General features: G+C 45.6%; 22 protein-coding genes and 1 tRNA gene. 7 read left to right on the top strand and 16 right to left on the bottom strand.

Translation table 11 applies throughout. The features are described 5' to 3' along the window. Nucleotides 1-22 precede the first annotated feature (22 nt). The 3 genes from SMSP2_RS03310 to SMSP2_RS03300 all read left to right on the top strand — a co-directional run bounded on the left by SMSP2_RS03310 (nucleotide 23) and on the right by SMSP2_RS03300 (nucleotide 4,206). Nucleotides 23-1,480, top strand: coding sequence for an MFS transporter (locus SMSP2_RS03310; protein ID WP_146682600.1), 1,458 nt, complete (start codon nucleotides 23-25; stop codon nucleotides 1,478-1,480). A gap of 35 nt (nucleotides 1,481-1,515) precedes the next feature. Further along, the gene (locus SMSP2_RS03305; RefSeq protein WP_146682599.1) at nucleotides 1,516-3,060 is read left to right on the top strand and encodes a sulfatase; all 1,545 of its coding nucleotides are present in this window, start codon (nucleotides 1,516-1,518) and stop codon (nucleotides 3,058-3,060) included. A gap of 123 nt (nucleotides 3,061-3,183) precedes the next feature. Beyond that, nucleotides 3,184-4,206 (top strand): uroporphyrinogen decarboxylase family protein, encoded by a 1,023-nt coding sequence (locus SMSP2_RS03300; protein ID WP_146682598.1) that lies wholly within the window; start codon nucleotides 3,184-3,186, stop codon nucleotides 4,204-4,206. A 269-nt stretch (nucleotides 4,207-4,475) separates the two neighbouring features. Here the strand turns inward: SMSP2_RS03300 and SMSP2_RS03295 are convergent, their stop codons facing one another. Then, nucleotides 4,476-5,708 (bottom strand): ISL3 family transposase, encoded by a 1,233-nt coding sequence (locus SMSP2_RS03295; protein WP_146682597.1) that lies wholly within the window; start codon nucleotides 5,706-5,708, stop codon nucleotides 4,476-4,478. Nucleotides 5,709-5,870: 162 nt separating this feature from the next. On the opposite strand from SMSP2_RS03295, the gene SMSP2_RS03290 reads away from it, so the two are divergent. After that, nucleotides 5,871-5,958 (top strand) — tRNA-Ser (locus tag SMSP2_RS03290). 52 nt (nucleotides 5,959-6,010) lie between these two features. Here SMSP2_RS03290 and SMSP2_RS03285 read toward each other — a convergent pair. The 4 genes from SMSP2_RS03285 to SMSP2_RS03270 form a co-directional block, all read right to left on the bottom strand. Continuing rightward, nucleotides 6,011-6,532: a hypothetical protein gene (locus SMSP2_RS03285; RefSeq protein WP_146682596.1), complete on the bottom strand. Its 522-nt coding sequence runs from the start codon at nucleotides 6,530-6,532 to the stop codon at nucleotides 6,011-6,013. A 4-nt stretch (nucleotides 6,533-6,536) separates the two neighbouring features. After that, nucleotides 6,537-6,791 (bottom strand): hypothetical protein, encoded by a 255-nt coding sequence (locus tag SMSP2_RS03280; RefSeq protein WP_146682595.1) that lies wholly within the window; start codon nucleotides 6,789-6,791, stop codon nucleotides 6,537-6,539. Continuing rightward, nucleotides 6,775-7,491, bottom strand: coding sequence for an RNA polymerase sigma factor (locus SMSP2_RS03275; protein WP_146682594.1), 717 nt, complete (start codon nucleotides 7,489-7,491; stop codon nucleotides 6,775-6,777). The genes SMSP2_RS03280 and SMSP2_RS03275 overlap by 17 nt, the downstream gene beginning before the upstream one ends. Before the next feature lie 195 nt (nucleotides 7,492-7,686). Then, nucleotides 7,687-8,520: a Spy/CpxP family protein refolding chaperone gene (locus SMSP2_RS03270; protein WP_146682593.1), complete on the bottom strand. Its 834-nt coding sequence runs from the start codon at nucleotides 8,518-8,520 to the stop codon at nucleotides 7,687-7,689. Nucleotides 8,521-8,750: 230 nt separating this feature from the next. On the opposite strand from SMSP2_RS03270, the gene pheT reads away from it, so the two are divergent. Further along, nucleotides 8,751-10,781, top strand: a complete 2,031-nt coding sequence (gene pheT, locus SMSP2_RS03265) for a phenylalanine--tRNA ligase subunit beta (RefSeq protein ID WP_146682592.1) — start codon at nucleotides 8,751-8,753, stop codon at nucleotides 10,779-10,781. Between the two features lie 18 nt (nucleotides 10,782-10,799). Here pheT and SMSP2_RS03260 read toward each other — a convergent pair whose 3' ends face one another. Continuing rightward, nucleotides 10,800-11,660 carry an HAD-IIA family hydrolase gene (locus SMSP2_RS03260; protein ID WP_146682591.1) on the bottom strand — a complete coding sequence of 287 codons (861 nt, stop codon included), beginning with the start codon at nucleotides 11,658-11,660 and terminating at the stop codon, nucleotides 10,800-10,802. A gap of 312 nt (nucleotides 11,661-11,972) precedes the next feature. On the opposite strand from SMSP2_RS03260, the gene SMSP2_RS03255 reads away from it, so the two are divergent. Then, nucleotides 11,973-12,185: a zinc-ribbon domain-containing protein gene (locus tag SMSP2_RS03255; RefSeq protein WP_146682590.1), complete on the top strand. Its 213-nt coding sequence runs from the start codon at nucleotides 11,973-11,975 to the stop codon at nucleotides 12,183-12,185. A 12-nt stretch (nucleotides 12,186-12,197) separates the two neighbouring features. Here SMSP2_RS03255 and SMSP2_RS03250 read toward each other — a convergent pair whose 3' ends face one another. The 7 genes from SMSP2_RS03250 to SMSP2_RS03220 form a co-directional block, all read right to left on the bottom strand. Next, entirely contained in the window at nucleotides 12,198-12,626 is a 429-nt protein-coding gene (locus SMSP2_RS03250; RefSeq protein ID WP_146682589.1) for a PaaI family thioesterase, read from the bottom strand. A 3-nt stretch (nucleotides 12,627-12,629) separates the two neighbouring features. Then, the gene (locus tag SMSP2_RS03245; protein WP_146682588.1) at nucleotides 12,630-13,808 is read right to left on the bottom strand and encodes an iron-sulfur cluster carrier protein MrpORP; all 1,179 of its coding nucleotides are present in this window, start codon (nucleotides 13,806-13,808) and stop codon (nucleotides 12,630-12,632) included. Continuing rightward, nucleotides 13,805-15,640 (bottom strand): nucleotide-binding protein, encoded by a 1,836-nt coding sequence (locus SMSP2_RS03240; RefSeq protein ID WP_146682587.1) that lies wholly within the window; start codon nucleotides 15,638-15,640, stop codon nucleotides 13,805-13,807. The genes SMSP2_RS03245 and SMSP2_RS03240 overlap by 4 nt, the downstream gene beginning before the upstream one ends. Beyond that, nucleotides 15,615-15,944: a DUF5320 domain-containing protein gene (locus tag SMSP2_RS03235; RefSeq protein ID WP_146682586.1), complete on the bottom strand. Its 330-nt coding sequence runs from the start codon at nucleotides 15,942-15,944 to the stop codon at nucleotides 15,615-15,617. Before SMSP2_RS03235 ends, SMSP2_RS03240 begins: the two co-directional genes overlap by 26 nt. Before the next feature lie 90 nt (nucleotides 15,945-16,034). Next, complete coding sequence (locus SMSP2_RS03230) at nucleotides 16,035-16,400, bottom strand: NifB/NifX family molybdenum-iron cluster-binding protein (RefSeq protein ID WP_186804829.1); 366 nt, start codon at nucleotides 16,398-16,400, stop codon at nucleotides 16,035-16,037. 11 nt (nucleotides 16,401-16,411) lie between these two features. Next, the gene (locus SMSP2_RS03225; protein ID WP_146682584.1) at nucleotides 16,412-16,825 is read right to left on the bottom strand and encodes a DUF134 domain-containing protein; all 414 of its coding nucleotides are present in this window, start codon (nucleotides 16,823-16,825) and stop codon (nucleotides 16,412-16,414) included. 620 nt (nucleotides 16,826-17,445) lie between these two features. Further along, nucleotides 17,446-18,753, bottom strand: coding sequence for a transposase (locus SMSP2_RS03220; protein WP_146682385.1), 1,308 nt, complete (start codon nucleotides 18,751-18,753; stop codon nucleotides 17,446-17,448). A gap of 229 nt (nucleotides 18,754-18,982) precedes the next feature. On the opposite strand from SMSP2_RS03220, the gene SMSP2_RS03215 reads away from it, so the two are divergent. Then, nucleotides 18,983-19,537 (top strand): PEP-CTERM sorting domain-containing protein, encoded by a 555-nt coding sequence (locus SMSP2_RS03215; protein ID WP_146682583.1) that lies wholly within the window; start codon nucleotides 18,983-18,985, stop codon nucleotides 19,535-19,537. 51 nt (nucleotides 19,538-19,588) lie between these two features. Here the strand turns inward: SMSP2_RS03215 and xth are convergent, their stop codons facing one another. The 3 genes from xth to SMSP2_RS03200 form a co-directional block, all read right to left on the bottom strand. After that, nucleotides 19,589-20,359, bottom strand: a complete 771-nt coding sequence (gene xth / locus SMSP2_RS03210) for an exodeoxyribonuclease III (protein WP_146682582.1) — start codon at nucleotides 20,357-20,359, stop codon at nucleotides 19,589-19,591. A 64-nt stretch (nucleotides 20,360-20,423) separates the two neighbouring features. Beyond that, a complete protein-coding gene (locus tag SMSP2_RS03205; protein WP_146682581.1) occupies nucleotides 20,424-22,223 on the bottom strand; it encodes a glycoside hydrolase family 15 protein in 1,800 nt (599 codons plus the stop codon). A 78-nt stretch (nucleotides 22,224-22,301) separates the two neighbouring features. Next, nucleotides 22,302-24,467: a bifunctional alpha,alpha-trehalose-phosphate synthase (UDP-forming)/trehalose-phosphatase gene (locus SMSP2_RS03200; RefSeq protein ID WP_146682580.1), complete on the bottom strand. Its 2,166-nt coding sequence runs from the start codon at nucleotides 24,465-24,467 to the stop codon at nucleotides 22,302-22,304. Nucleotides 24,468-24,481: the final 14 nt, after the last annotated feature.

Below are 24,481 nucleotides of genomic sequence, written 5' to 3'. Positions count from 1 at the left end.
TAAATAAGTTAAGGTCGTTCTAATGAGTAATTCAAAAACTTCCTGCTCCACCGGAGAGATGGTACTCTACGGCACCGGAGAATGTACAACATCACTTGTAATGAATACCGTATTCGGCTTCGCCATGATATGCTACACCGACGCACTGGGCCTAAGCCCGGTAAACGCCGGACTGGCACTGTCGCTGGCGATATTCTGGGACGCCGTATCAGATCCCTTGATGGGGCATATCAGCGACAACACCCGCTCGCGTTTCGGCAGGCGGCACCCATACGTACTCATTGGCGGAATCCTGCTTTCGCTAACCTTCTATTCATTGTGGGCGGTACCTGGATTCATTCGCGAAAACACAACTTCGATTTTCTGGTATATGGTCATCGTAAACCTCATCTTGCGAACCGCCCTGACGGTTTTTGTGGTACCCTATACCGCGCTGGGCTTTGAGATATGTACTGACTACAACGGCAGATCCAAACTGCAGGGGATCAGGATGGCAATGAATATGCTGGCAAACCTGCTTGGTCCGGCTTTGGCCTGGAGTATTTTCTTTCAGGATCAGGGCGGCGTAAAAGCAACCTCACAGATATCAAATTTCATGCACATGGCGGCTGTTTTCAGTGCTTTTATCCTGTTTTTTGTGCTTTTAGTGACATTCTCCACAAAAAAACACATCAAGGATTCAAGACAGTTAGAGCTAAAAGGCAACTCTGTCAAGGCCTTCTGCAGGGATATAACCGAAATCATCAAAGACAAATATCCCAGATATGTATTCTTTTTTATATTCTTTGTGCAGCTGGGTATCGGCATACAGGCCGCTTTGCAGATATACCTTTATGAACATTTCATGGATTTCGGCGGCACAGAAAAGACCTTCGCCCACGGCGGCGGAATGATAGGCATGTGCATAGGTGCTCTCATATCCTCCTTTTGTGTAAGGCTTTTTGAGAAAAAGGGAGCGGTTTTCTTCGGCGGCATACTCAGCGTAAGCTCCAACCTCATACTTGCACTTCTGTTCCTGACCGGCTGGATGGGGCCCGACTTTAAATTTTCATTGCTGGGACTCAACATTCCTTTGGCGGTAATTCTGTTTGTGCTGTTTCATTCAGGATACTGGTTCGGCAACGGAATTCTATTTCCCATTACCGTGTCGATGATGGCGGATGTTTCTGAAATAAATGAAATAAAAACCGGCATAAACAAAGACGGCGGCTACTCGGCTGTTTACAGCTTTGCGCTCAAGATGTCCATGTCCGTCAGTTCTTTCCTTGCCGGATACATATTAACCCTGATCGGATACAGCGCATTAGGCCAGGAAAAACTAAGCGATGAGATAGTATGGAGGATATGCTTTGTCGGGCTTATTGTCGCTCCGGTTATATCGCTGTGTTCACTTATTGTGATCAAGTTTTACCCTGTAAATAAATTATTCCTTGAAAATTTAAGGATGGAAAATCAGACCATTCAAATACAAGCTGACTGAAAAAGTTGCGAGAACATAAATAAAGGAAAGATAAAATGATAACACGCAGAAATTTTTTAAAATCCGCAGGCATTGGAATTACTCTTTTGAGCGGTTACTGCGGCGCTATGAGCAGCATGTCTTCAAAAAGCAAAACTGCTCCAAATGTGCTGTTTCTTGCTATTGACGACCTCAGGCCCGAGCTGGGCACATATGGAAACTCTTGGATAAAATCTCCAAACATAGACAATTTAGCCAGTCAGGGAATCAGGTTTAACAGGGCATATTGTCAGGTTCCGCTTTGCGGGCCTTCAAGAGCAAGCCTTCTTTCCGGGATAAGACCCTCATTTGAAAGGTTTTACGACAATAATGACGCACTGGCAGGATCAATACCCTCCGCTGTTACACTGCCGCAGGCTTTTAAAGAAAACGGCTATACCACAATAACTAACGGCAAGATATTCCACCATCCATCTGATACCGCCAATCGAAGCTGGTCAGAAACCCCGTTTGATTTAACCAACCCGGGACATTCAAGAATGAACGACCCGGAATCCAAACAATACATCAATCCTTCAACCGGTTTAGGCCCATTCTACGAGATAGCTGACGTACCGGACAATGCCTATATTGACGGTGAGGTATGCGAGAAAACCATACAGGATTTGCGCCGGCTCAAGGAATCGGATAAGCCGTTTTTCCTTGCCTGTGGGTTTGTAAGGCCGCACCTGCCATTCTACGCTCCAAAGAAATACTGGGACATGTATGAACGGGATAAGATTGACCTTGCCGCCAACCGTTTTCGCCCCGCTGATGCGCCGGATTCTTTGACCGCTTCGCTGGAAGTGCACCAATACCACTTCAGAGATACAGAATATAATTCAGAAGAATTCCACAGGACAGCCCGGCATGGCTATTACGCCTGCGTCAGTTATGTCGATAATCTTGTCGGCAGAATACTTGCGACACTTGATGAGCTTGAGCTTCGGGACAATACTATAGTTGTTTTATGGGGCGACCACGGCTGGCTGCTGGGTGAACACAATCTCTGGAGCAAGCATTACCTGCTTCACGATGCGATCAGGACAACACTGATCATAAGTGTCCCGTGGCTGAATAAGAACAGTAAAACTGACTCTATTGTTGAATTGATTGATATTTATCCTACCCTCTGCGATCTTGCGGGAATTGATATTCCTGATCACGTGCAGGGGGAAAGTATGGATAACCTGCTGGAAAATCCAGAATCCGAACACAAAAAAGAGGCTTTCTCAAGATTTTTAACCGGTGATACGATCGTAACAGACGATTACATTTACACCGAATACAAATCTGGTGACAAAATGCTTTACGACCTGAAAAAAGACCCCTCAGAAAATAGAAATGTTGTCTCTGAACCGGATTACAATGACACCGCAGACCAACTTTCAAGCAGCTTGAGAGAGTTTATTGAAGGAACATCACAAAAATTTTCAGAGGCAGATATCAACAAGGACGGGCAGGTGAATCTGTTAGATTTTTCTGAAATGTCTTCCCGCTGGCAGGATTGTTCAGATCCCGCTGGTATTGACTGCATAAATTTCAATCCACAAAGCAGTTAATAAATTGATTGAGTTGAATACAGTTAGATTTATACCTATAAAAGAATTGAGCAATTCAGTCGTGAGGAATAAGAGTAAATCAGAAAATCATGAAATATATAATTTCACAGATGGAGAATTATCATGACAGGATATGAACGGTATATACGGATGATCAAGAAGCAGCCGGTAGATATTGTACCAAGAACACCTATATTAATGCAGTATGCTGCTGAGTTTATTGGTTCAGACTATGCAGCATTTGCCTCTGACTACAAGGTGCTGGTAGAAGCTAATATTCGTTGTGCAGAAACATTTGGTATTGACCAGGTGAGCAGCATATCCGATCCTTACCGGGAGACACATGGCTTTGGTTCGGAGATTACTTATGTCAAAAACGGTACACCTCGAAGCACACACCCGCTGGCAAGCCAAAAAGATTTATCACTTTTGAAAAAACCAGATCCATATAAATCTGAAAGGATGTTTGACCGTATAAAAGCTATTAGCAGATATAAAGAACTAACAAAAGACAATTATTCTATTCTTGGTTGGGTTGAGGGGCCGGCAGCCGAAGCGGCAGATCTGCGAGATACAAGTAATTTTCTTTTTGATTTGATAGATGACCCTGCTTTTACTGTTGAACTGATGGAGCATTGCCTGAAAACGGGAATTGAATTTGCTTTAGCTCAAATAGACTCAGGAGCAGACACTATCGGGATTGGCGATGCCATTGCAAGTCAGGTCTCTCCACAGATTTACGAAGAATTGATTCAGCCTTGTGAAAAAAAATTGGTGAAAGCCATTAAAAATGCAGGCGCATTTGTTAAGTTACATATTTGCGGCGATATAAATCATTTACTTCCTGGTATTTCTGATTTGGGAGTTGATATTCTCGATGTTGACCACATGAACGACTTAAGGAAAGTGCGAACTGCCATGGGTTCGGGTGTTGTTCTCACAGGCAATATTGATCCGGCAGCGGGAGTTTTGTATGGGACACCGGATGCCATTTATCAAAAGGTTTTGCAGTGTTATAAAGAAGCTGGAAATCCTTATTTTGTAAATGCCGGTTGTGAAATTCCCTCCGGAACTCCAGAACAGAATCTGAAAGCCTTGTGTAATCCGGTCAGCCTGTCCTTGTCAAGCGACCATAAGACCGTTTAAAATTCCAGATTTTGTCAAATCTGTCCTTTCACAGACGCGTATCATATTGCGGTTTGGCAAAGTTTGCGGGGCAGGTCAATAGCTCTTAAAATCGGTATAGACAGTGGACTCGGTATCGACTTTTCCCGTTATAATGAGCTGCAGAGAGGCTAAAGAGCAGTTTTGGACAATCTGGATATAAACTCTTCCACCTCTTTTAATATGATTAACCCGCATAATTCATAAAACCTTACAAACGGAATAGCTTAAAACAATAAAAGTAAGGCTCCTCACACAAATTTGTGCATATTTTCAGGTTCAGGCAGCTTTCCAAGGCAGTGATATAAGGCTAACTGCAGCGTCGGGATTGTCCTGAATCCATAACCTCTTTTGACTATTGTTTTAACTTTATTGTTCATACCTTCGGTGACTCCATTGGTGACTCGGCATTTGAAATAATTTATGATACCTTGCTGATGTTTTCTGAGCATCCAGGCAAAATCACGTAATGGTTCGAGCCTGCTGTGGGTGGCCCACCAGAACCACTTTGCAAGATATTTTTTGGCAGCTGCAGGGTAGCGGTAATCCCAAAAATCACGAAAGGATTCTTTCAATAAATAAGCCCTGTTGACTTTAAGATTCAGCTTCTCCAGATACCCCAGACGTGCACGCTGTTTGTCTGTAAGGTTTTCAGGATTCTTCAGCCAGATATATCGCGTTTTTTTAAGCAGTTCGGGGTTGTCTTTTTTGAGCGTGATAGCTTCCTGTTTGCGTACCTCATCGACAGCCTGATTCAAATGTTGTACGATATGAAATTTATCGAAAACCAGAACAACATCCTCGTCAACATGCTCTTTTACAACATCAATGTACGATTGCCACATATCACAGCAAACCGCCTTTAAACTGCCTTTTAACGAATTTCCATGTTCTTTGAAAAACGCCTCCAGCGTCTCTTTTTTCCGGCCCTGGCCGCTCCATAAAATGCGTTTTTCTTCCAGGTCGTACACCACCGTCATATACGTATGACCCTTGCGGCGGGATACTTCGTCAATGCCAATATAAATGACCTTTCCTGTATCCCTGTGTTTCATGCCGTAGTCAACTGCCTGCTTTACCGCAGACTGAACCGTATTCCAGCTGACATTAAACATCTGAGAAACCGTTTGCCAGGGCAGCAATTTCGCCATACTGCTCAAGGTCCAGACCAATCCGTTTGTCATACGTGATTTACCTGAGGTAAAGGGTATGTCCTCAACCCTCGGCCCACCGCATTTGGGGCAGCTGACACGAACCGGACGGTAATGCAGCATCACTGGTATGCCCCATAACGGAACATGCTTAATCTGCCGTTGCGGAAGCCGGTCACGTTGCGGAGCGAGCGTCTGACAGGTGCCGCAAGGCAGCCGACGACGTTTGAGAACGTCTAAATAAAAGTTGAGCTGATTGTCACTATAATCGACTTTTACCACTTTATGTCTCTTGACTTTTAATGTCTTTTTTAGTATTCTTTTAAGCAGCATATGTTTTCCCTTGCTATAACATTGTTCTAAATCATCATTATAACAAGTGTTAACATATGCTATATCAAATTTTTCCGCACAAATTTATGTGAGGAGCCAAAAGTAAATACGAAACATAAACACAGTTGATTTCACTCTCGTATTCTATAAAATAGACAGCATGGAGAGATGACAGAGTGGTTTATCGTGCCGGTTTCGAAAATCGGTGTGTCGCATTGCGGCACCGGGGGTTCGAATCCCCCTCTCTCCGCTTTGAATTTCAGGGGAAAACCTTTAAAGCTATGTTGATACAGCAGACCTTATTATGGCTGCTCGAGAGGTTCTTCTGCATCGGGCTGCGGCGGCTTTCTTTCTTCAAAGGAGCCCTTTTTATGCGGATAATCATCTCCGGGCCTTGGCCTTCTATTCCACATCCTGCCGTGCTCAGGCCTCATAACGGCATTTTTGAACCGTCCCAAGAGCCTTTCCCATTGAGTCTGCTGGTCGGGATTAAGCATGGCTTTTATCTTTGCGTCCATAGAGTCAATTTCGGCCTTGATGAGCGGCCGGGCATCTTCGCGTATTTGAGCAAGGTTTTTAAATGTATCTTTCATTATTTCCCGAAGCTGCTGAGCCTGGTCCTGAGTGAGCCCAAGCTCTTCTGAAAGTTTTTTCATCGTCCGTTCGCCGCGGTCGTGCATATCAGGCCTGGGGGGCAGCTGCACCCTGGACTCTTTTATTATCGTTGATAAAGAGTAACCGGTCACTATTCCCGCCGCGAAAATCAGCAGCAGAGGCAGCGCCCTGATCAATCTGACAGTAAATTTATTTTTCTGAGTATCCATGTCACTAAACCGCCCAGGCCACCAAATCTACAATTTCAGTTAACGCACCGGCAGAATGCATCTTATATGCAAGCAAAACCGTTATAAATGAGGCTGCAATGCTTGCGGCTGTGAACCAGAATCTCAGCGAATACAGGTTGCCGCTGCCGGCTGTTTCTCCAGCCAGCGTATTCATTACAGATTCTGAAACATCCAGAGTTGGCATTGACTCCCGCGATGCTATTTGCGCCAGTTCAAAAATTTTATTTTCTATCTTCATAGTCTTTACCTCCGATCGATTCGTTGTAAAGCTGTAATAATTTATTTTTTGCCCGCCAGGTCTGCACCTTGACCATAGCTCTGCTCCAACCGCTGCGGAGTGCCGCTTCTTCTACTGAACAGCCTTCTATATATCTCAATGTCAGAACAAGCCTGTCACGTGGCGGCAATTGTTCAAGCAGCCGGAAAAGGACTTCCGAGACAGTCTCCGGCTCAAGACTTTCAGCGGCAGACGTATCCGCCAGCAAGTCCCATTCTTCAACAGGCAGCGGCTTTGCCATTTGTGAAGATTGCTCTCGCCAATGTTTATATCCCTGTCTGGTAGCGATAGTTGCCAGCCAGTTTGAGAGCGGGCTTTGAGCCTTGTATCCGCCCAGACTCATGTAAGCCTCTACAAATGTGTCATGAACGAGCTCTTCGTGAACCTGTCTGTCACGGCTGAAACGCCAAAGTATCTTACTTATATAGTTTTGATAACGTTTAATTATCTTTTCATATCTTCCGCCTTCACCGGCAAGTACGGCATCAACATCAGCCTTGTCCCTGACAATCTGAAAATCAGGGTCTTCTTTTTCGCGGATATTCACCATAATTGAATCGCAAAAATCACTTAACATCTCAGCGGGGAATTTCGCAAATCCCCCATCTGCGCCGCCTGGCACAGAAAAGGACACTAACTGAGATGTTCCGGTTTTTATCATCGTATCCAATTATATTACAATATTTTCCGGCAAGATTCAATTATAAAATAACTTATGAGCATAAACCGCTGCGGATCTTTACTGCGTGCGTAATCCAAAGCGTTTCAACTTTTTAGTCGTTTCAGCTAAAAGCCTCCCGGTCTCTATGAAACCGGGAAGCTGAAGTTTTAAAAACACTTTACAACCAAATATGTTTTATTGTCCGCGTTCTTTACTTTGGGCTTGCCTGCTGCGGAAAAACTTTCGCAGCTCATCTTTACTTACCAGACCGTCGCCGTCGCCGTCAGCCTTGTCGAACATATAATTCAGACGTTCAGCATTTGGAGCTTTATTGCCCATTTGCGGCTGAGCCTTAGCCCGCGGCGGCTGTGTGGGTCTTGCGGCCTTGTCGGTGCAGGAATCATCTCTGTTTCTTTGAGGCCTCATCGCTCTATCCTGCTTCTGGAAGTCACTTCGGTCCTTCATTTTCTGTACTGAATCATTACCTCTGTAACCTGGGCGGTCTGACCCTCTTAAATCCTGCCTGTTTCGAGGCATACGCTGTGGTCTGTCTATATCCGGCTTGTCGGCTCGCTGCCTGAAATTCTTTTTCATCTCCTGCAAGCGTGCATTCTGCTCAGGTGTAAGGATATCCTTTACAGCGGATTCGATGCGAAGCCTGGTCCGAGTCTGGTTGATAAGACCGTCTGCGATCTCTGCGGCGATACCCTTTGCAAGAGTCGTGTCGTCCTGTCTGATAGCTTTTTCCAGTTTTTGGTGCAGCTGCTTCTGTGAGGACATGTTTTCCCTTAGAGACTTAGCTGAATTTTCCCTGATAGATTCGAGTTTTTTCTGCTGCTCTGGTGTCAAATCCAGCCTTCTGGTCATCATTTCCATCATCGGCGCCCTGCCCTGCTGCATCGGAGGTCTAAACTCTCTGCCGCCGTTACCATCGCCGGAAAACCCGCGTCTGCCCTGAGGCGAGGCCAAAAGAGTTATTGAGGCTGACATAATTAAAGCGGAAAACATCATTTTCTTTAAAGTTATCATTTTTGTTCCTTTCTGAATGATTTGTTTCAGTTTCTGTTTTCAATAATTTAGTGAGACAAAAAAAAGAAAAGGTTACAAAGTTTTGAAAAATTGGTGTATCCGGCAATCAGTTTTGCATTTTCAAACTGTTCAAATCCCTATTGGACATATTAAAATTAGTAGTTATAATACCTCGCATCTTGTCATATAAACGTTTTTTGATGATTTTAGAACAAATGGTATAGAATAATATGAAGATTTCACTTGAGTGGCTTAACGAGTATATTGACCTTGACATGAGCGTTTCCGAAATAGAAGAAATCCTCACCAATCTGGGGTTTCCTATCGAAGATACGGAAGCATTCGGCGATGACACAGTACTCGATGTAGAAGTAACAAGCAACCGCGGAGACTGCCTCAGCTATATCGGAATTGCACGGGAACTTGCCGCTGCGACCGGTAAAAACCTGAAAATGCCGGCAGTAACCTTCGAGACGCTTGATGCCGAGACAAGCCGCTTTACAGATGTAAATATAGCTGTTTCAGAGCTTTGCAACAGATACGCTGCCCGCTACATCGAAGGAGTAAAGATTGGCCCATCTCCTGAGTGGATGAGCCGCCGTCTTGAGGCTTCCGGCGTTAGGAGCATCAACAATATAGTTGACTCGACAAACTACGCCATGCTCGAAACCGGCCAGCCCTCGCACGCTTTTGACTACGCCAAACTCGAAGAAGGACGCATCGTTGTCAGAAATGCGGTTCCGGGAGAAGAGCTCATAAGTATTGACGAGACCAAATGCGAGCTCAAGCCAGACATGCTGGTTATTGCTGATGCGTCTAAACCTGTTGCCATTGCTGGAGTTATGGGCGGACTTGAAACAGAAGTATCTGAGGGCACAACAAAAATACTGCTCGAAACAGCCCAATTTGCACCGGTTACCGTCCGCTCAACCGGCCGCGGCCTGGGTATCAGTTCAGAATCATCTTTCCGCTTCGAACGGCATGTTGACACAGAAGCCATAGACTGGGCATCACGCCGAATTGTGCATCTGATGACCCTGACCGGCGGCGGAAAGGCGGCAAAAAACAGTGTTGACCGATACCCTGTCAAACATGAGCAGAAAAAAGTATCAATGCGTCTGGCAAGACTTAATTCGCTGATAGGGTTTGATTTTTCACCCGAAGAGGTAACGGACATCTTCACGCGATTGGACTTCCGGCCTGAATATAACGCCAAAACTAATGTTTTCATCTGTACCTGCCCCACCTGGCGGCATGACCTTTCTCGTGAGATAGACTTAATCGAAGAAGCGGCCCGGGTGGCCGGCTATGACCGAATACCTCTGGAAAAAAGAATTTGTATTGATGTGGCAAAGCCGGATCCTCGCCAGGCGGCTACAGTCAAAATCGCTGACTACCTCAACTCATGCGGATTTTATGAAGCACTCGGAATCACCTTTACCGATGAAAAGACTTCAATGCATCTAACCGGAAACTCCGCAGAGATGCACCTGGCGGTAAAGGACGCAACACGCAAAACAAACGGCCTTTTACGCCAGACGCTTCTTGGCACTCTGCTTAGTACAGTACAATATAACCACAATGTAGGCAACCGTGACTGCCGGTTCTTTGAGATTTCAGACACCTTTGAGCTTCGCAACCACAAGGGCAGCAAGAACCCCGTTCTCGAGGAAAAGACGCGACTGGCAATGGTAGCTGACGGAGATTTCAGAATTGTCAAAGGAGCTCTTGAAACTCTTATACAGAGTCTGGACAGAACAGCAAAGCTCGAATTCAAAGAGGCTGATCTGCGATGGGCGCAGGCGGGTGCGGAAATACTGCTTAACGGCAGCCCAATAGGATTTGCCGGCATTATATCTGAAAAGACCGCAAAGGTTATGAGCCTCAAAGACTCACATCCCGGGGCTATAGAAATAGACCTGGAACCGCTTTTACCTCTGGCTTCGTCGCTGAACCAGATAACGCGCCTGCCGAAATTCCCTGCTGTTGACAGGGACCTCTCGTTAATCGTAAATGAAGATGTCAAATGGTCTGAGATTGAATCTACAATTATAAAAAAAGCCCCGCAAGAGCTTGAGAAGATTGAATTTATCGACATTTACCGCGGCAAACCCATAGAAAAAGGCAAAAAAAGCGTTACCCTCTCGATGCGTTTTAGAGATGAGGACGGAACCCTGAAAAATGAAGCCGTGGACGGCTATATAGAAACTATTTTTGCCGGACTCAAAGAAAAAACAAACGCTGTCATTCGTGAGCAGTAGTGCTGCCGCTACAGGAGCTCAACCGATAGCATTAAAGATATAATCCGGCTGACGTTCAAAGAGATCGAGATTCTCGAGCTTTGTGATGCCGCTGAGCATCAGCGCCGAGCGGTAACCAAAATCAACCGCTCCGGGTATGTCTGAAAGCATCGAATCGCCAACCATCAGCACGCGGTTTTTGGGGATGCTTCGGCGGGATCGGGTCTCAAGGTGCCTGTGGTTTATTTCGTATATAACCTGATACGGCTTGCCCAGGTATCGCGGCTGTATGTTTATCTTCTGTGTGGCAAGTATATCCCTGATCATCAAAGCTATCGCCCCCGGAGCAAGTTCGATATTTCCATGACCGACGGGGAAGTAAAAATCTGGATTGGGCACTATAAGCCCAGCGGAGGGGTTTACACGAAAGAAGTTAACCGCCGCGTTTATTGTCAGCTGCCAGTCAAAACGTCTCTCACCGATGATAACACCGCCGCACTCATGTATTTTTTCCACATCACGGATAACCTTTAAACCGGCAGTCTCTGCATAACACGGCTCCCCCAAACTGCCCATTACATAGTAAGGTTTATCTTTAGCTCCCGGCTCCAGGGCTAATGCTTCAAGCCCGTGCCCGCAGGATATTATTTCCTCAGTCTCAAATCTAAGGCCGTCAGCGAGCAGGTGAGAAATTTTCTCTTCGGGTGAGTTGCAGCCGTCATTGGTCAAGAGTGAATACGGTATATCGTTTCCACGCAGATAGTTAAGAAATTCTTTGCTGCCCGGCGTAACCCTGTGATTAAGAAGCAGTACGCCGTCAATATCAAACACAACCGCGTCAAACTCGCCGCGATTATCCCGGAACCAGTCGAATAGTTTTTCGTTCGTAATTTTCTTCATGGCTGAATTCTATCAATTTCGTGGTTTTTTAAAAGGATCTAATATTTTCTATATGGTAGATTCAACTTTTAAGTGCAGTCTGTTTAAAGTTTAACCTTTAAATTTACACGTTTATCTTCATGATTCGGCTTTGGGGAATCTGTTTTACCAAAATGACATTATTTTACCTTAAAACTTCCATAAACCGAACATTACAGATGGTTTTGTAGTATGAATTTTAGGAATGCCTAAGTTTTTGTTTAAATAAATTCAAATGAAACACAAGTAGAAGATGAGTACCAAACATCAAATTAAAGAATAAGGAGAGTTAAAATGAGCAGTCCTCTTCTCAAAAGCTGTAAGGCGTGCGGCACAGAAATCAGCAAATACAGCCCTTTTTGCCGTAACTGCGGCCACCCACAGGGATCAAACCTTATCATATGGTTTCTGGCTCTGTTCCTGATTGTTCTTATTGCGGCATATATTGCGTTCACACTCTACTGCAGCTGTCATACAGAACAGCTTGGAGCCATGCTGCCCCGATGAGCTAAGACACACTTACTGATCGAGCTGGGGTTTATAAAAAAACCTGGCTTTGGCACTTGCCGCTATACGCCCCCCCTGGGTGATATCTGCGCTGAGAAAATACAAAACCCCGTGCCGGCTGTCAATCCGGGCGGAGACTTTTGCCGGCCTGTTAGAAACAAGCGGGTGGCGGAATCTGACATTGATATCTACCGTTACAGCTGTAAGCCCCCTTGAAAAAAGGCAGTGCAGCATCGCCCCGTCAAGTATCGAAGATATTATCCCGCCATGCACTATCCCGTTATAACCCTCAAAATCGCTGCCGCATTCGAAGTCTGCACAAACCATATCCGGGCCCGCAACCCTATACTCAAGGTTGAGGCCCAGATCGTTTCCTTCGCCGCAAACTATACATCCATGGTGAGTAGCGGTAGAAATTCTTTTTAAGGTCTCCTGAGGCATTATTTAGTGATCACAGATATTCTGACCCGTCACCAGGCTCTCACTCAAAAACGCCTTAACAAGGTTTTCCGGTGTGTCGGCCTCAGCGCCAACGATAACCTCTATGCCATTCTGGTTAAACAGCTGTTGAGCACGCTGACCCATGCCGGCAGCGATTATATGGGTTACACCCATTCCGTGGAGCCATTTGGGAAGAACACCCGGCTCGTGCTCGGGGGGAACCATATCCTCGCGGGCTGTGATTGACTTGTTTTCCGGATCAACATCCATTACAGCAAATTGCCTGCAATGTCCAAAATGAAGTGTAAGTTTTCCATCTGCTAATGGTATAGCAATTCTCATATTATCATTTCCTTTAGTTGTTTTGTTAGTATCTTTCAATAATTTGTCAATTATACAGGCGAGAGCCTTTAGAGTTGCCTCATCGGCGCCGCTTTCCGATATCGGCCGGCCCTCGTCTGCGCCGGCGGTGATCTTTGGATCAATCGGTATGCTTCCAAGCAGTTCAATGCCCGTTTCTTCTGCAAGTTTTCTGCCGCCCTCTGAGCCGTAAATATTGAAAACTTCACCACATGCCGGACAAACCGCTGATGACATGTTTTCTACGATGCCTCTCACAGTCAGCGATAATTTTTCGCAGAACGTAATGCATCTGCGGACATCGCCGACCGCCACCTGCTGGGGCGTAGTAACTACCACAGCCTCGGCTCCGTCGCCGATGAGCTCTGCCGCAGCGAGCGGTTCATCACCGGTTCCGGGGGGAAAATCCACAATTAGATAATCAAGAATTCCCCAGTCAGTATTGCCCAGAAGCTGCTTAATCACTGTATGTTTCATTGGGCCCCGCCAGATAACCGCTTGTTTCTCATCCTGAAGCAGATAAGCGATTGACATAATCTTAAGATTGCCGGCCTGAATAGGAACTATTTTATCTTTGATCGTTGAACAGTGAACATCACTCGTGTCGGTCATGCGGGGCACACTAGGCCCGTGCAGGTCTATATCAAGCAGACCCACATTGAGCCCTCTGCGGGAAAGCTCGACAGCGATATTAACCGCTGCGGTGCTCTTGCCGACGCCGCCCTTACCGGACAACACCAGAATTTTCTTATCTATAGCCGCCATGCTAAATTCCAGATCACCCGGGGGAAGCTGATTGCTGTCGTCACAACTGGTTTTCATACGTTTTTTTGCCTTTCCTGAGCATGAATTAATATTTTATTCCATATTAAAAATATCTCTTTTGCCTCGGCTGATTCCGGGGCAAATTCTATAACTGTCTCGGCACGTTTCTGGGCCTGATTGAATAAAGGGCTGTACGGCAGCCGGCCAAGAATTTCAATGCCTGCTTTTTCAGCAAAATCTTCAATCTTTGCAGTATATTCTTCGTTTATATCGTGTTTATTGACCACAATTCCGCATGCAAGGCCAAAATGCCCTGCCAGCTCCTGGATACGTTCCAAATCGTGAAGTCCTGATACCGTGGGCTCTGTTACCATAACAGCATAATCTGTACCTGTCAGTGAGGCAATTACAGGGCAGCCCGTCCCCGGTGCCCCATCCATCACAACCGGCTTGTTATTACCATATTGCACGTATCTTGCGGAGGCGTTATTGCGCACTCGCGAAACAAGTTTTCCGCTGTTTTCAAGTCCTGGCGAAAGAGTCGCATGGCTCATAACCCCTGAGCGAATCCGGGAGAAATACCATCTTCCATCGGTCGTTATTTCAGACTCAACAGCACCAGCCGGACAGATAAGCGAACAAGCTCCGCAGCCTTCACAATCTTCCTCACGTATTTTATAGGTACCTGTTTCCATTTTTTCGATAGCTTCGAACCGGCATACTTCAAAGCAGCGGCCGCAGCCTAAACAGGCATCCGCGTCAATATGCATTATTCTGCCGCCTGCAAAGTCATGCGCTTCGATAACTTCCGGTTTAAACAGCAAGTGCATATCAGCCGCGTCAACATCACAGTCAGCTGCTATACCGCCTGAGAGCTTTGCAAAACAGGCTGAAAGCGAAGTCTTGCCGGAGCCGCCCTTGCCGCTGACCACTGTCAGTTCGAAAGGCTTATCTGAGGCGGGTTCATTCTCAGCCGGATTTATTCTTTCAGTCACGTCTGAAAGATAATAATTAACGTCAATATCAGGGACTTTACTATCGTCAAGCGAGATATTGACTATTTCGCGGGCAATGTCTTTAAACATCTCTCGCATCTGAGGCATTTTTTGCGTTACAAGTTCACCTTTGGAGTAATGAAACGCAACTTCGCGGCTTTCCGGTATCTCGCCGACAATCGGTAAATCTTTATCAACACACCACTTTCGGAGTTTGGCAATATCGCCTGTTTCTTTGCGGTTTATCAGTACAAGCGGCTTTATGCCAAGCTCGGCACACATACCCACTGATAATTTCAAATCGTGCATGCTGAAAGGAGTCGGATCTGTAACCAGCACCACCCTGTCGGCATCTCTAACCGAATGCACAACAGGGCAACTCGTGCCGGGCGGGGAATCAAGAATCACCATATCCTCAGTATCCTGTTGCTTAAGCCTGTCGATGAGGGCAGTAGTCATTCCGCCCGAGCCGGCCTTAAGGGTCGCCCAGCTTAAAGTTATATTTTTGCTCTTACCTTTATTAAAGGTTCCTATAACCCGCATTCCCGGGACAATCGCACGCTCGATGCATACTATCTGACAAGCTCCGCAGCCGCGGCAGAGATCGTTAAAGATACTCACCGATTTGCGGCCCACTACTAAGGCGTTGAAATAACACGCTCGCGCGCATTTTCCGCAAAGTGTGCACAATTCCTCGTTTACAGACTCAACACACGGCATGTATTCCGGCCGGTGCTCAGGATTCTCAACATCTATGAAAAGATGAGAATTGGGCGCCTCAACATCGCAGTCGATCAGCGATACAGGTTGAGCTTCACTGAGCACATCGGCCAGACATGTCGCGGCAAAAGTCTTGCCTACACCGCCTTTACCGCTGGTTATCGCTATTTTCATCAAGAGCCTTCAGTCTTTGGAGTTCTGCTTCTAATTCCTCAATGTGAGCTTTTAAATCTTCCGGCTGTGAGTAATCCTCAGGAGCATAAGCCGGAGGATAAGGTCCGTAGTAACCGACACCGCGGCCGTATCCACGGCCAAATCCGCGGCCCATACCGCGGCCGAAGCCACGACCGTATCCGCGGCCGTATCCAAATCCGTAACCGTATCCGGCTCCAGGTCTTACTGCACCAGTGCAGAGACCTAAGCCCCGTCCTGTCATGGGTCCCTGACCCATTGGTCCTGTTCTGTCAAATCCAGGCATGATAAATCTCCTTGAATATTAATGTTAGTATTGATTTAAGATTAAATAAGACTTAGAAACTCTGTTCCTAATTCTTAATTCTTAATTCTATTAAACCCAATGCCCTTCGACATTGGCCTCTGTTATCTTTTTAAGTTCATTTTTAAGGCATTTCTCAACCGCTTCCTCGGCAGTTATGCCTCCGGAAACGAGAAAGACATCTATGCCCTCGTTCTGCATAACCCTCATGGCCTTTGGCCCGACATTCGCGGCTATCAGCGCATGAGAACCGGCATCAAGAATGTACTGTGCCGACTGCAAACCTGCACCTTGCGGGGCCTGAAGATTCTGGGAGTTCTCGATAAACTTCCAGGATTTATCAGCATCATTATAGATCCCGAAAAATTCGGCCCTTCCAAAACGTGTGCTGACTTCTGATTTCTCTGATTTTTCATTTAAACAAACTGCAATTTTCATAATTAACATCCTTATAAATCGTTATTTCTGTTTTGCCCGTGCCTGCCTCCGCGGCCCCTTCCCATGCCGCGTCTTCTTCTAAAGCGCCCTGGCATAGGAGCCGGTTTTAACGCGGCAGCTTCCGGTTTTGCCATACTGAATTCTACAGGCCCGCCCTCTATTCTTATTGCCTTGCCCTCAGTAAATGCCATGGCGATTTTCTTTCGGGCACTGGAGTATATCCGTGTAACCGTCGGCCTGGAAACATGCATTTTTTCTGCCGCACTGAGCTGATCAAGGCCCTCATAGTCAAGCAGGCGGATGGATTCAAATTCATCAAGGCCCAGCTCCACCCATTCCAGGGTCTTAGCGGGAACTCCCGCCGGCTTGTAAACTACTGAGCCCGGATGGGCTGATATTCGCCTGTTTTTTATCGGTCTTGTCATAGTGTCCTTACGTTATGTTTTGAACTTATGTTCATAATAACTGCAAAAAAAAACGTGTCAATCAATTTTTAAATTTTTCTGATCGGATTTGGCGAATATCGCAATAAATCATTTAGAAGGGTAACTTTACGCGTACCATTGCATACTGCGTATTAGTATAAACTAAAAGAGATCTCACGCTGACGCCTGCCGCCGCTCTCTTAAATAAGAATCTCGAAGACATTCTGTCCTAACAAAAACGATTAAAAAAGTTAAAAATGCAAAAAATAACTATTGACAAATTCAAAATAATGATATATAATAAATGTTTACATATCAAAATAAGAGATTGGCGGAGTGGTCCGCCCTGATGGTTTTTTTAGAAAGGAAAGAAATATGTACAAGAATTTTGTGATTATTGTGTTCTTTGGAGCAATTCCGTTTGTAAGGCTTTTCAGAAAATTTGCCTCAAAATACTATTGATACCCAGTAGGTTAATGCGGATTAATCGGCGTTTCCTCGGCTTGCGGGCGTGCTTTGGGGGAGCAGTCGGGGCGAGCCTGGTGTGTGTTTCTTCTGGTCGTGTGATTTTAGGCGCACCGATAGTGTGGCAGGTAGTTTGTTGGTTTGTATTTGCGTTGTTATGCGGCTGATATTTTGATCGACTCTGATTTAACCAGTGAGCGTATGTAGTGCGGCTGCTTGGTTTTCACGTACCCCAATGCCGTGCCTAACATCGTGATCAGTGCCAGGTCTACTCGCATCTGCATTTTTTTAAGGCCTCGAATATAGTGAGTTTCAAAACCAAAGGAGACATCGAGCCGACTGTTGACCCTCTCGACAGAAGTCCGTTTTTTGTATTCGTCTTTCCATTTATAGCTGTCCCGCGGCAAAGCCATAAAGATACGCGGGTCTTTTTCCAACCCGATCCTGATACTCTTGCCAATTGGACAACTCCCTGATGCGGGGCATGTCAGCCCTTGATGGTGTGCCGGGCAACCGAACTTGATACTGTCTCTATCCTTCTCAAAACCCCTGTTGCACATCTTGTTGAGTTCTCCCCCCTTGCAGCACTTGCAGAACACCTCACCCTGCTGGTTGTAATATATCCTGTCAAGGCCTTCAACCGGGCTATGTTCCAACTGCGTCATATTGCGAGTATCAACAACAGCACGTATATCGTGCTCCTTCCATAACCATAGCTTGAAATCGCCGCAATCATAGCCTTTGTCTGCCGAGAGATATTCGCACTTCTCAAGAGCCTTTGAGGGACAGGCGTCAACCAGATTGTACGCCTCTAACATATCATTGTCATTACCCGGCGTTACGATACGTGCTATCGGCAGTTCATAATTGGCATCCACTGCCAGATGAACCTTGTAACCAAATATCGTTGTTTTTTTGATAATCTTACCGTTTTTATCTGTGTAAGTTTTTGTTGCCCAGCCGCCGTCAGTATCCCTTCTGCCGTCAGGCTTATTTTCTGAACCGGAGTTTGCCGCACTCTGGATGACTTTGCTGTCAATCGCTATACGCTGACCAAAGCCGGGCAGTTCCCGGGCAAGACACTCCAGAAGATTCTGGAAAATACCGGCTACTTCTGCCGGATACTCCATAAGCGACTTGAGCAGGTTGGTATAGGCGTTTGATGATGGTACCGGGTGCTCTTTGAGAGGATCAAAACCGCAGATATCCCTGAGCTGACCGTTGCGAGAAAGCTCCCGGCGAAGAGCTTCGATGGTGTTGTGCCCAAATACGATGCCGGCAAGCATTGAGTTCCAACTGGCCCGTATCGGGTAGTCATCACGTCCATTGCCGCGGCGTTTTTCGAGTGTTTGCATTAGTTGTTCATCGTCGAGCGTCTTGAGTAACAGGTCGAGCCGCTCTAAATCTCCGAGATTTTCAACATTTTGGTAGCAAAACAAGCTGGGTTGTGGTATATTAGCCATTGGTAAATCCTTTTGTAGAATATAATATAAGTTCTTTTGGTTTAATGTCTTATATTATATCACATGCAAAATGATTTACCATTTTTCTATGGGGGCAATTTGAGGTTTTTTAATGTTTTTTTCGCTCGAATCAGGCCTGAAGCCAGAGAAAAAGGGGGAAAATCGGTTTCACTGCCGTTGCTAAATCCACCCGCTCAACAACTTACAAACAAACGGAATAGCTCTCTTTGTGGCGACCTGTTTCCTGAAGGCAAATCTGGTTCTAAATCATGATTTTGAAAACGGTTCAGGAACTACAACTCCTGACTGGTTCAAGTCTGCTCAAACCCAAATCATTAACACAGACAACGGAAATCTTGAACCCGGCGACCAATGTGTAGAACTACCATTGACCCACTCCCTGAGAAGTAAAGGGCTCGCCGTTACCCCAGGACTCGAGTACACCTTAACATTCGAGTATAAAGGCGGAGTTCAACTGAGGTATAGAGTAAGGTTTTTCGACAATGTTGACACAAACGGCTCAACTGGCGGAAATAACTTCCAGGGTCAGATAACCGGCTTTGGAGATACTACCCAAGACTGGACTAAAGTGACCACTAATGTCACAATCCCAACTGATACTACGTTCCCCGCTAACTACGTTGACCTGGTATTTGATAACCAGGATGACGGCAGCGGCGGCGGAAGCCTCTTAATCGACAATGTTCAGTTTGACGTTGTTCCAGAACCGTCAACCATGGCAATTCTGGCACTTGGCGGTTTATTAGCAAGAAAAAGAAAATAATATTTAACACATAATACAGGGCAGCTGGAATTAAATCAGCTGCCTTTTTTTTTACAAATCGAATTCTGCTATCAAAAATGTATGGTCGCTGGGGCGCTGCATGGCTCTTGGTTCACGGTCAACGTAACAGTCAGTGCATTTTTTCGCGAGCTTTTCGCAGGCCAGAATATTATCAATTCTCCAGCCCCTGTCATTGGTAAAGGCTGTTTTTGAACGATAATCCCAAAAGGTGTATATCCTCTCATCGGGATAGTGCTTCCGCAGCAGGTCAACAAAACCCCAGCTTTTGACTTTTTCAAAGGCATCCCAAACCTCAGGGCAGAAACATACGTGCCCCAGCAGTCTTTTTGGATCGTGTACGTCAAGATCCGTTGGTGCGACATTTAAATCACCAAGCCATATGAGCTTATCAGCAGGTTTGTATTTATTGTCAAAGTAGGTCCTTAGCCGTTTGAACCACTGCATCTTGTATTCAAACTTATCCGACTCAACCATATAACCTTGAGGTATATATGTGTTTACGACATTTACGCCCTTTACTTTCACATCTGAGAGTCTCGGCTCGTCCGCCGGCTCACTGTCAAGGCCGAAAGAAACGTTCTCGAATCCGTGGCGGCTGAATACAGCCACGCCGTTATAACTTTTCTGGCCGCGATATGCTATTTCGTAGCCGCTGCCCTCAAAAGCAGAAACAGGAAACTCCGAATCCTGAACCTTGGTTTCCTGGACGCAGAGCACATCCGGAGAATTTGCCTCAAGCCAGCCGCGTACGATATCGGCTCTGGCACGTATAGAATTTGCGTTAAATGTAGCTATTTTCATATTTTAAAATCACCTGTAACAAAAAAATCCGGTTTTCATTTATGCCGCTAAAACGGGCTGCTGTTTAACGGTTAAAAATTTTCCTGGAAACATTCATATCCCCGCCTGAAAGCGTGATGGCGGTATCGATTAGAGCAAGATGGCTGTAGGCCTGAGGGAAATTGCCCAGAAGCCGCTTGGTTTCGAAATCCATATCCTCACTGAGCAGGCCTAAATGATTGCTGTGTTTAAGTACATCATCAAACATCTTTTGTGCGGTTTCTTTCTCACCTATCTGCCAGAGACTCTTTATCATCCAGAATGTACATACGGTAAATGAGCTTTTAGGCTTACCGAAATCATCGGGGTTTTTATACCTGTACATCAGTCCGTCCCTGCAAAGCTGCTTATATGTTTCCCTCACCGTGTTTACATAAACCGGATCGTCGGCAGTGACAAATCCGTAGTGCTCGGCGAGCAGATTCGAGGCGTCAAGATGTTTATCTCCGTATGACTGGGTGAACACCATGCCGTGTTTGCAGCAGCCGCGTTTCATTATTTCCGCCTTAATCTCATCCCGCAGTTTAATCCAGGGTCTGGCGATTTCATCCTTACGGAAAAAACTGGCAATTTTAATGGCCCTGTCCATCGCAACCCAGCAGAGAATCCGTGAGAACGTAAAATGTTTTTTCTCACTTCTGTATTCCCAGATTCCCTTGTCTTTTTTCTTCCAGTTTTTCTCTACATAGCGGGCAAGCGTCCTGACGACAGTCCATATCTCATTTAGATTTTCGATATCACTCTGATAATTCACAAGACTCTGATATATAACATCAACCAGAACCCCGTAAATATCATTTTGTTTCTGAAGATATGCCGCGTTTCCGATGCGCACGGGCTTGGAGCCTTCGTAGCCTTCCAGCCAGTCAAGCGTCTTTTCTGTGAGCCGCTTTTCGCCTCTGGGCCCATACATAATCTGAATCTTCTGGTCCTTAAACGGGACTATATCAAGTATAAAATGTAGAAACCTCTTTGCCACGTTCTTATGCCCCATACGAATCAGAACACTTACCGTCATGGAAGCGTCTCTTATCCAGCAGTAACGATAATCCCAGTTTCGCACCTCGCCAATTGTTTCGGGCAGGCTCGTTGTCGCCGCCGCAAGGATTGCGCCGCTGTTTTGGCAGGCCAGGAGTTTAAGTACAAGCAGGCTTCTTTCAACCTCTTTGTTGTACCTGGCAAGCTCATGTGTACGGTCAACCCAAGACATCCAGTATGACAATGTACGGTAATAACGCAAACGAACAGAGTCAATGCTGGGCAGGACTATTTTCTGGTTGTAGCTTACAAGAACAAAACTGTCCTGAGTAAGTTCAATGACATCGCCGCTGCGTATCTTTTCCAAATCCAAATCAGAATAGAGATACAGGGACTCATAAGTACCGTTAGAGCTGGAAGCCTTTATATAATTATTATTTACTGTTATTGAAGGCTCATAATGGCCATAAACAGGCCTTGGCTGATAATCCAGTTTTATCCGCGGCTTTCCGGAGATATGCTTAAAAAATCTTATAACATCCGGCGGGCAGTTATACGAACCCGTTCGGCGAATATAACGGGGCATAAAATCCCTGATTTCAAAGATATCAGGCCCATTCGCAAACCGGGTAGCCAGGATATTTGTCTTTTCCACATACTTCTGGGTTATCCTGTATTTACCAACTGTATTAACCGCAAAATGCCCGCCGCGTTTATTGTCCAGAAGTTTGGCGAAAAACGCCATTGAATCAAACTCCGGGAGGCAGCAGAAATCAAGTGAGCCCTGCTTGCTGACCAGAGCGGCACTTTTGCAGTTACCGATAATGCCATAATCTAAGTTGTTCATATATTTTGGTTCTTGAGAAGTCAAATTTAAGTATTTCTCAATATTTTAACAGTGGTTTATAATTATTTATGGTTAAATCTATTTCAATGCCTTTTTCAAGGTACTTAAAACTACAGCCGGTGAGGTAATACGATACATGGCGGAAGTATCACCTTTTCCGACTTTTATGCTTATCATGTTATCCATGGCAAGCCTGAACATACTCTCATCGGTATAATCGTCGCCCATACAAACAACATAATCGTAATTTTTTCCGGCGACTATGTTCTGAAGGGCCACGCCTTTATTAACCTGCATGGAGCTGATCTCGACAATTTTCTTGCCGTGATGCACCTCTATAGGCAGATTTGAGAGCATCTCGCTAAGATTCAAAACAAGCTGCTTTGCACGCCATTCACCAAATTCCGGATCAGTTCTGCGGTAATGCCATACCATAGCGGAAATTTTTTCCTCAATGAAACTGCCCGGAACAATTCCTACAAAGTACTCAAGCATTTCCCTTATTCGCAGCTTCCAGGTAAAATCAGAGGCCTCACACAATGATACCCATTCCTTTTCTCCTCTTGGCCGGCAGGAAAATCCGTGTTCTCCAATCAAAGTTACCGGAAACTTGCCGAGCCACTCTTCAAGCGTTGAGCCTTTTCTGCCGCTGATGACGTGGGTGTCTATATTTGAATATCTCGATAAAATCTTGAATAATTCCTTTATTGATTTTGTCGGCACAGCCCCGTTTGGGTTGTCATGGAACTTCCTTAGTGTGCCGTCATAATCCAGAAATAATGCAATTTTGTTTTCAGGCTTAAATGTCTTCTTAAGCATCTGGGCAAGTTTTGGCTTATGTTTTTTCTTAACACCGCCGGTGCGGAACTTTGTGACAGCTTCGAGCTCATTGAGGAACGAATTTGCCCAGTAAATAGCATCATACTCTTTAACCCTTTCATACATGCCGTCCATACGCTTTAACTGTTCTTTTGCAGGCATCTCCAGAGCCTGTTCAATCGTCGAGCTGATCTGCTCAATGTCATAGGGATTAACCTTGAGAGATTTGAACAGCTCATTGGCAGCGCCTGTAAACTCGCTCAACACCAGTGTTCCACCCTTGCCCTGCTTGCAGATAACATATTCCTTGGCAACGAGGTTCATTCCATCAGCATACGGTGTTACCAAACATACCTCTGCCAGAGAATACAGAGCGCAAAGGTCAGTAAAGGGCACTGACTGATAAATGTAATTTATAGGAGTGTTGTCAATTGTGGCATGTTTGCCGTTAATGTGGCCGACAAGTGACTGAACTTCCTGTTTGAGCTCTTTATACTGCTGTACCTGATCTCTTGTCGGCACAGCAATAAAAATAAAACATACGTTGTCCTTGTTTTTATATCCGTCGAGAAATTTATCTATTGCTTTTAGCCGCTGAGGAACGCCTTTTGTGTAGTCCAGTCTCTCCACTCCAAGAACAATCTTTCGGCCGCTGTAAACTTTTCTGAAATGCTCAAGGCGCTTGCGGTATTTTTCTGTGGCAATTTCATCTTCAAAGGCCCTGGCGTTTGCTCCTATCGGAAAAACACCCAGGGTAACTATACGCTTATTGACTTCGATAGTGTTCATGCTGCATTCAAGACCAAGCAGTCTCATCACAGTACTTCTGAAGTGCCGCATGTATCCAAAAGTATGAAATCCGATAAGGTCCGCTCCCAGGACTCCCTCTATAAGCTGCTGCCGGGCCGGATGAGCTCTGAAAACTTCATAGGAAGGAAAGGGCGTATGCAGAAAAAAACCAATCTTAAGCCTTGGTTTTCTTTTACGCAGCATTGCCGGAAGCAGCATAAGGTGGTAGTCATGAACCCACACGGTGTCGCCTTTTTTGACAATAGAGCAGATTTCATCGGCAAACTTTCTGTTTACCTGCTCGTAATCTTTGAGCCAGTGTTTTTCATACTCAAAATAATTAGTCATATAATGCAGCATCGGCCAGAGACTCGAGTTCGACAAGCCCTCATAGTAGCCCTGGGCCTCTTTTGGCGTGAGAAACACAGGTACTGAGTTATAATCCTGACGAAGGATATCTTTTATTTTTTCTGCTCTCTGGCCCGAACCGCACGAGGCTCCCGGCCAGCCTACCCAAAGCGTTTCAAAGGTTCCTTCAAGTCCGGCCATAGCAGAAACCAGACCTCCACTGGAAGCAGTTATTTTTCTGCCGATGGTAACGGGCAGTCGATTAGCTGCGTTTATTATTCTTTTCATCGGAAATCACTTTC

The sequence above is a fragment of the Limihaloglobus sulfuriphilus genome (assembly GCF_001999965.1).
Classification (GTDB): Bacteria; Planctomycetota; Phycisphaerae; order Sedimentisphaerales; family Sedimentisphaeraceae; genus Limihaloglobus; species Limihaloglobus sulfuriphilus.
This window is presented reverse-complemented; position numbering and strand designations above follow the sequence as displayed.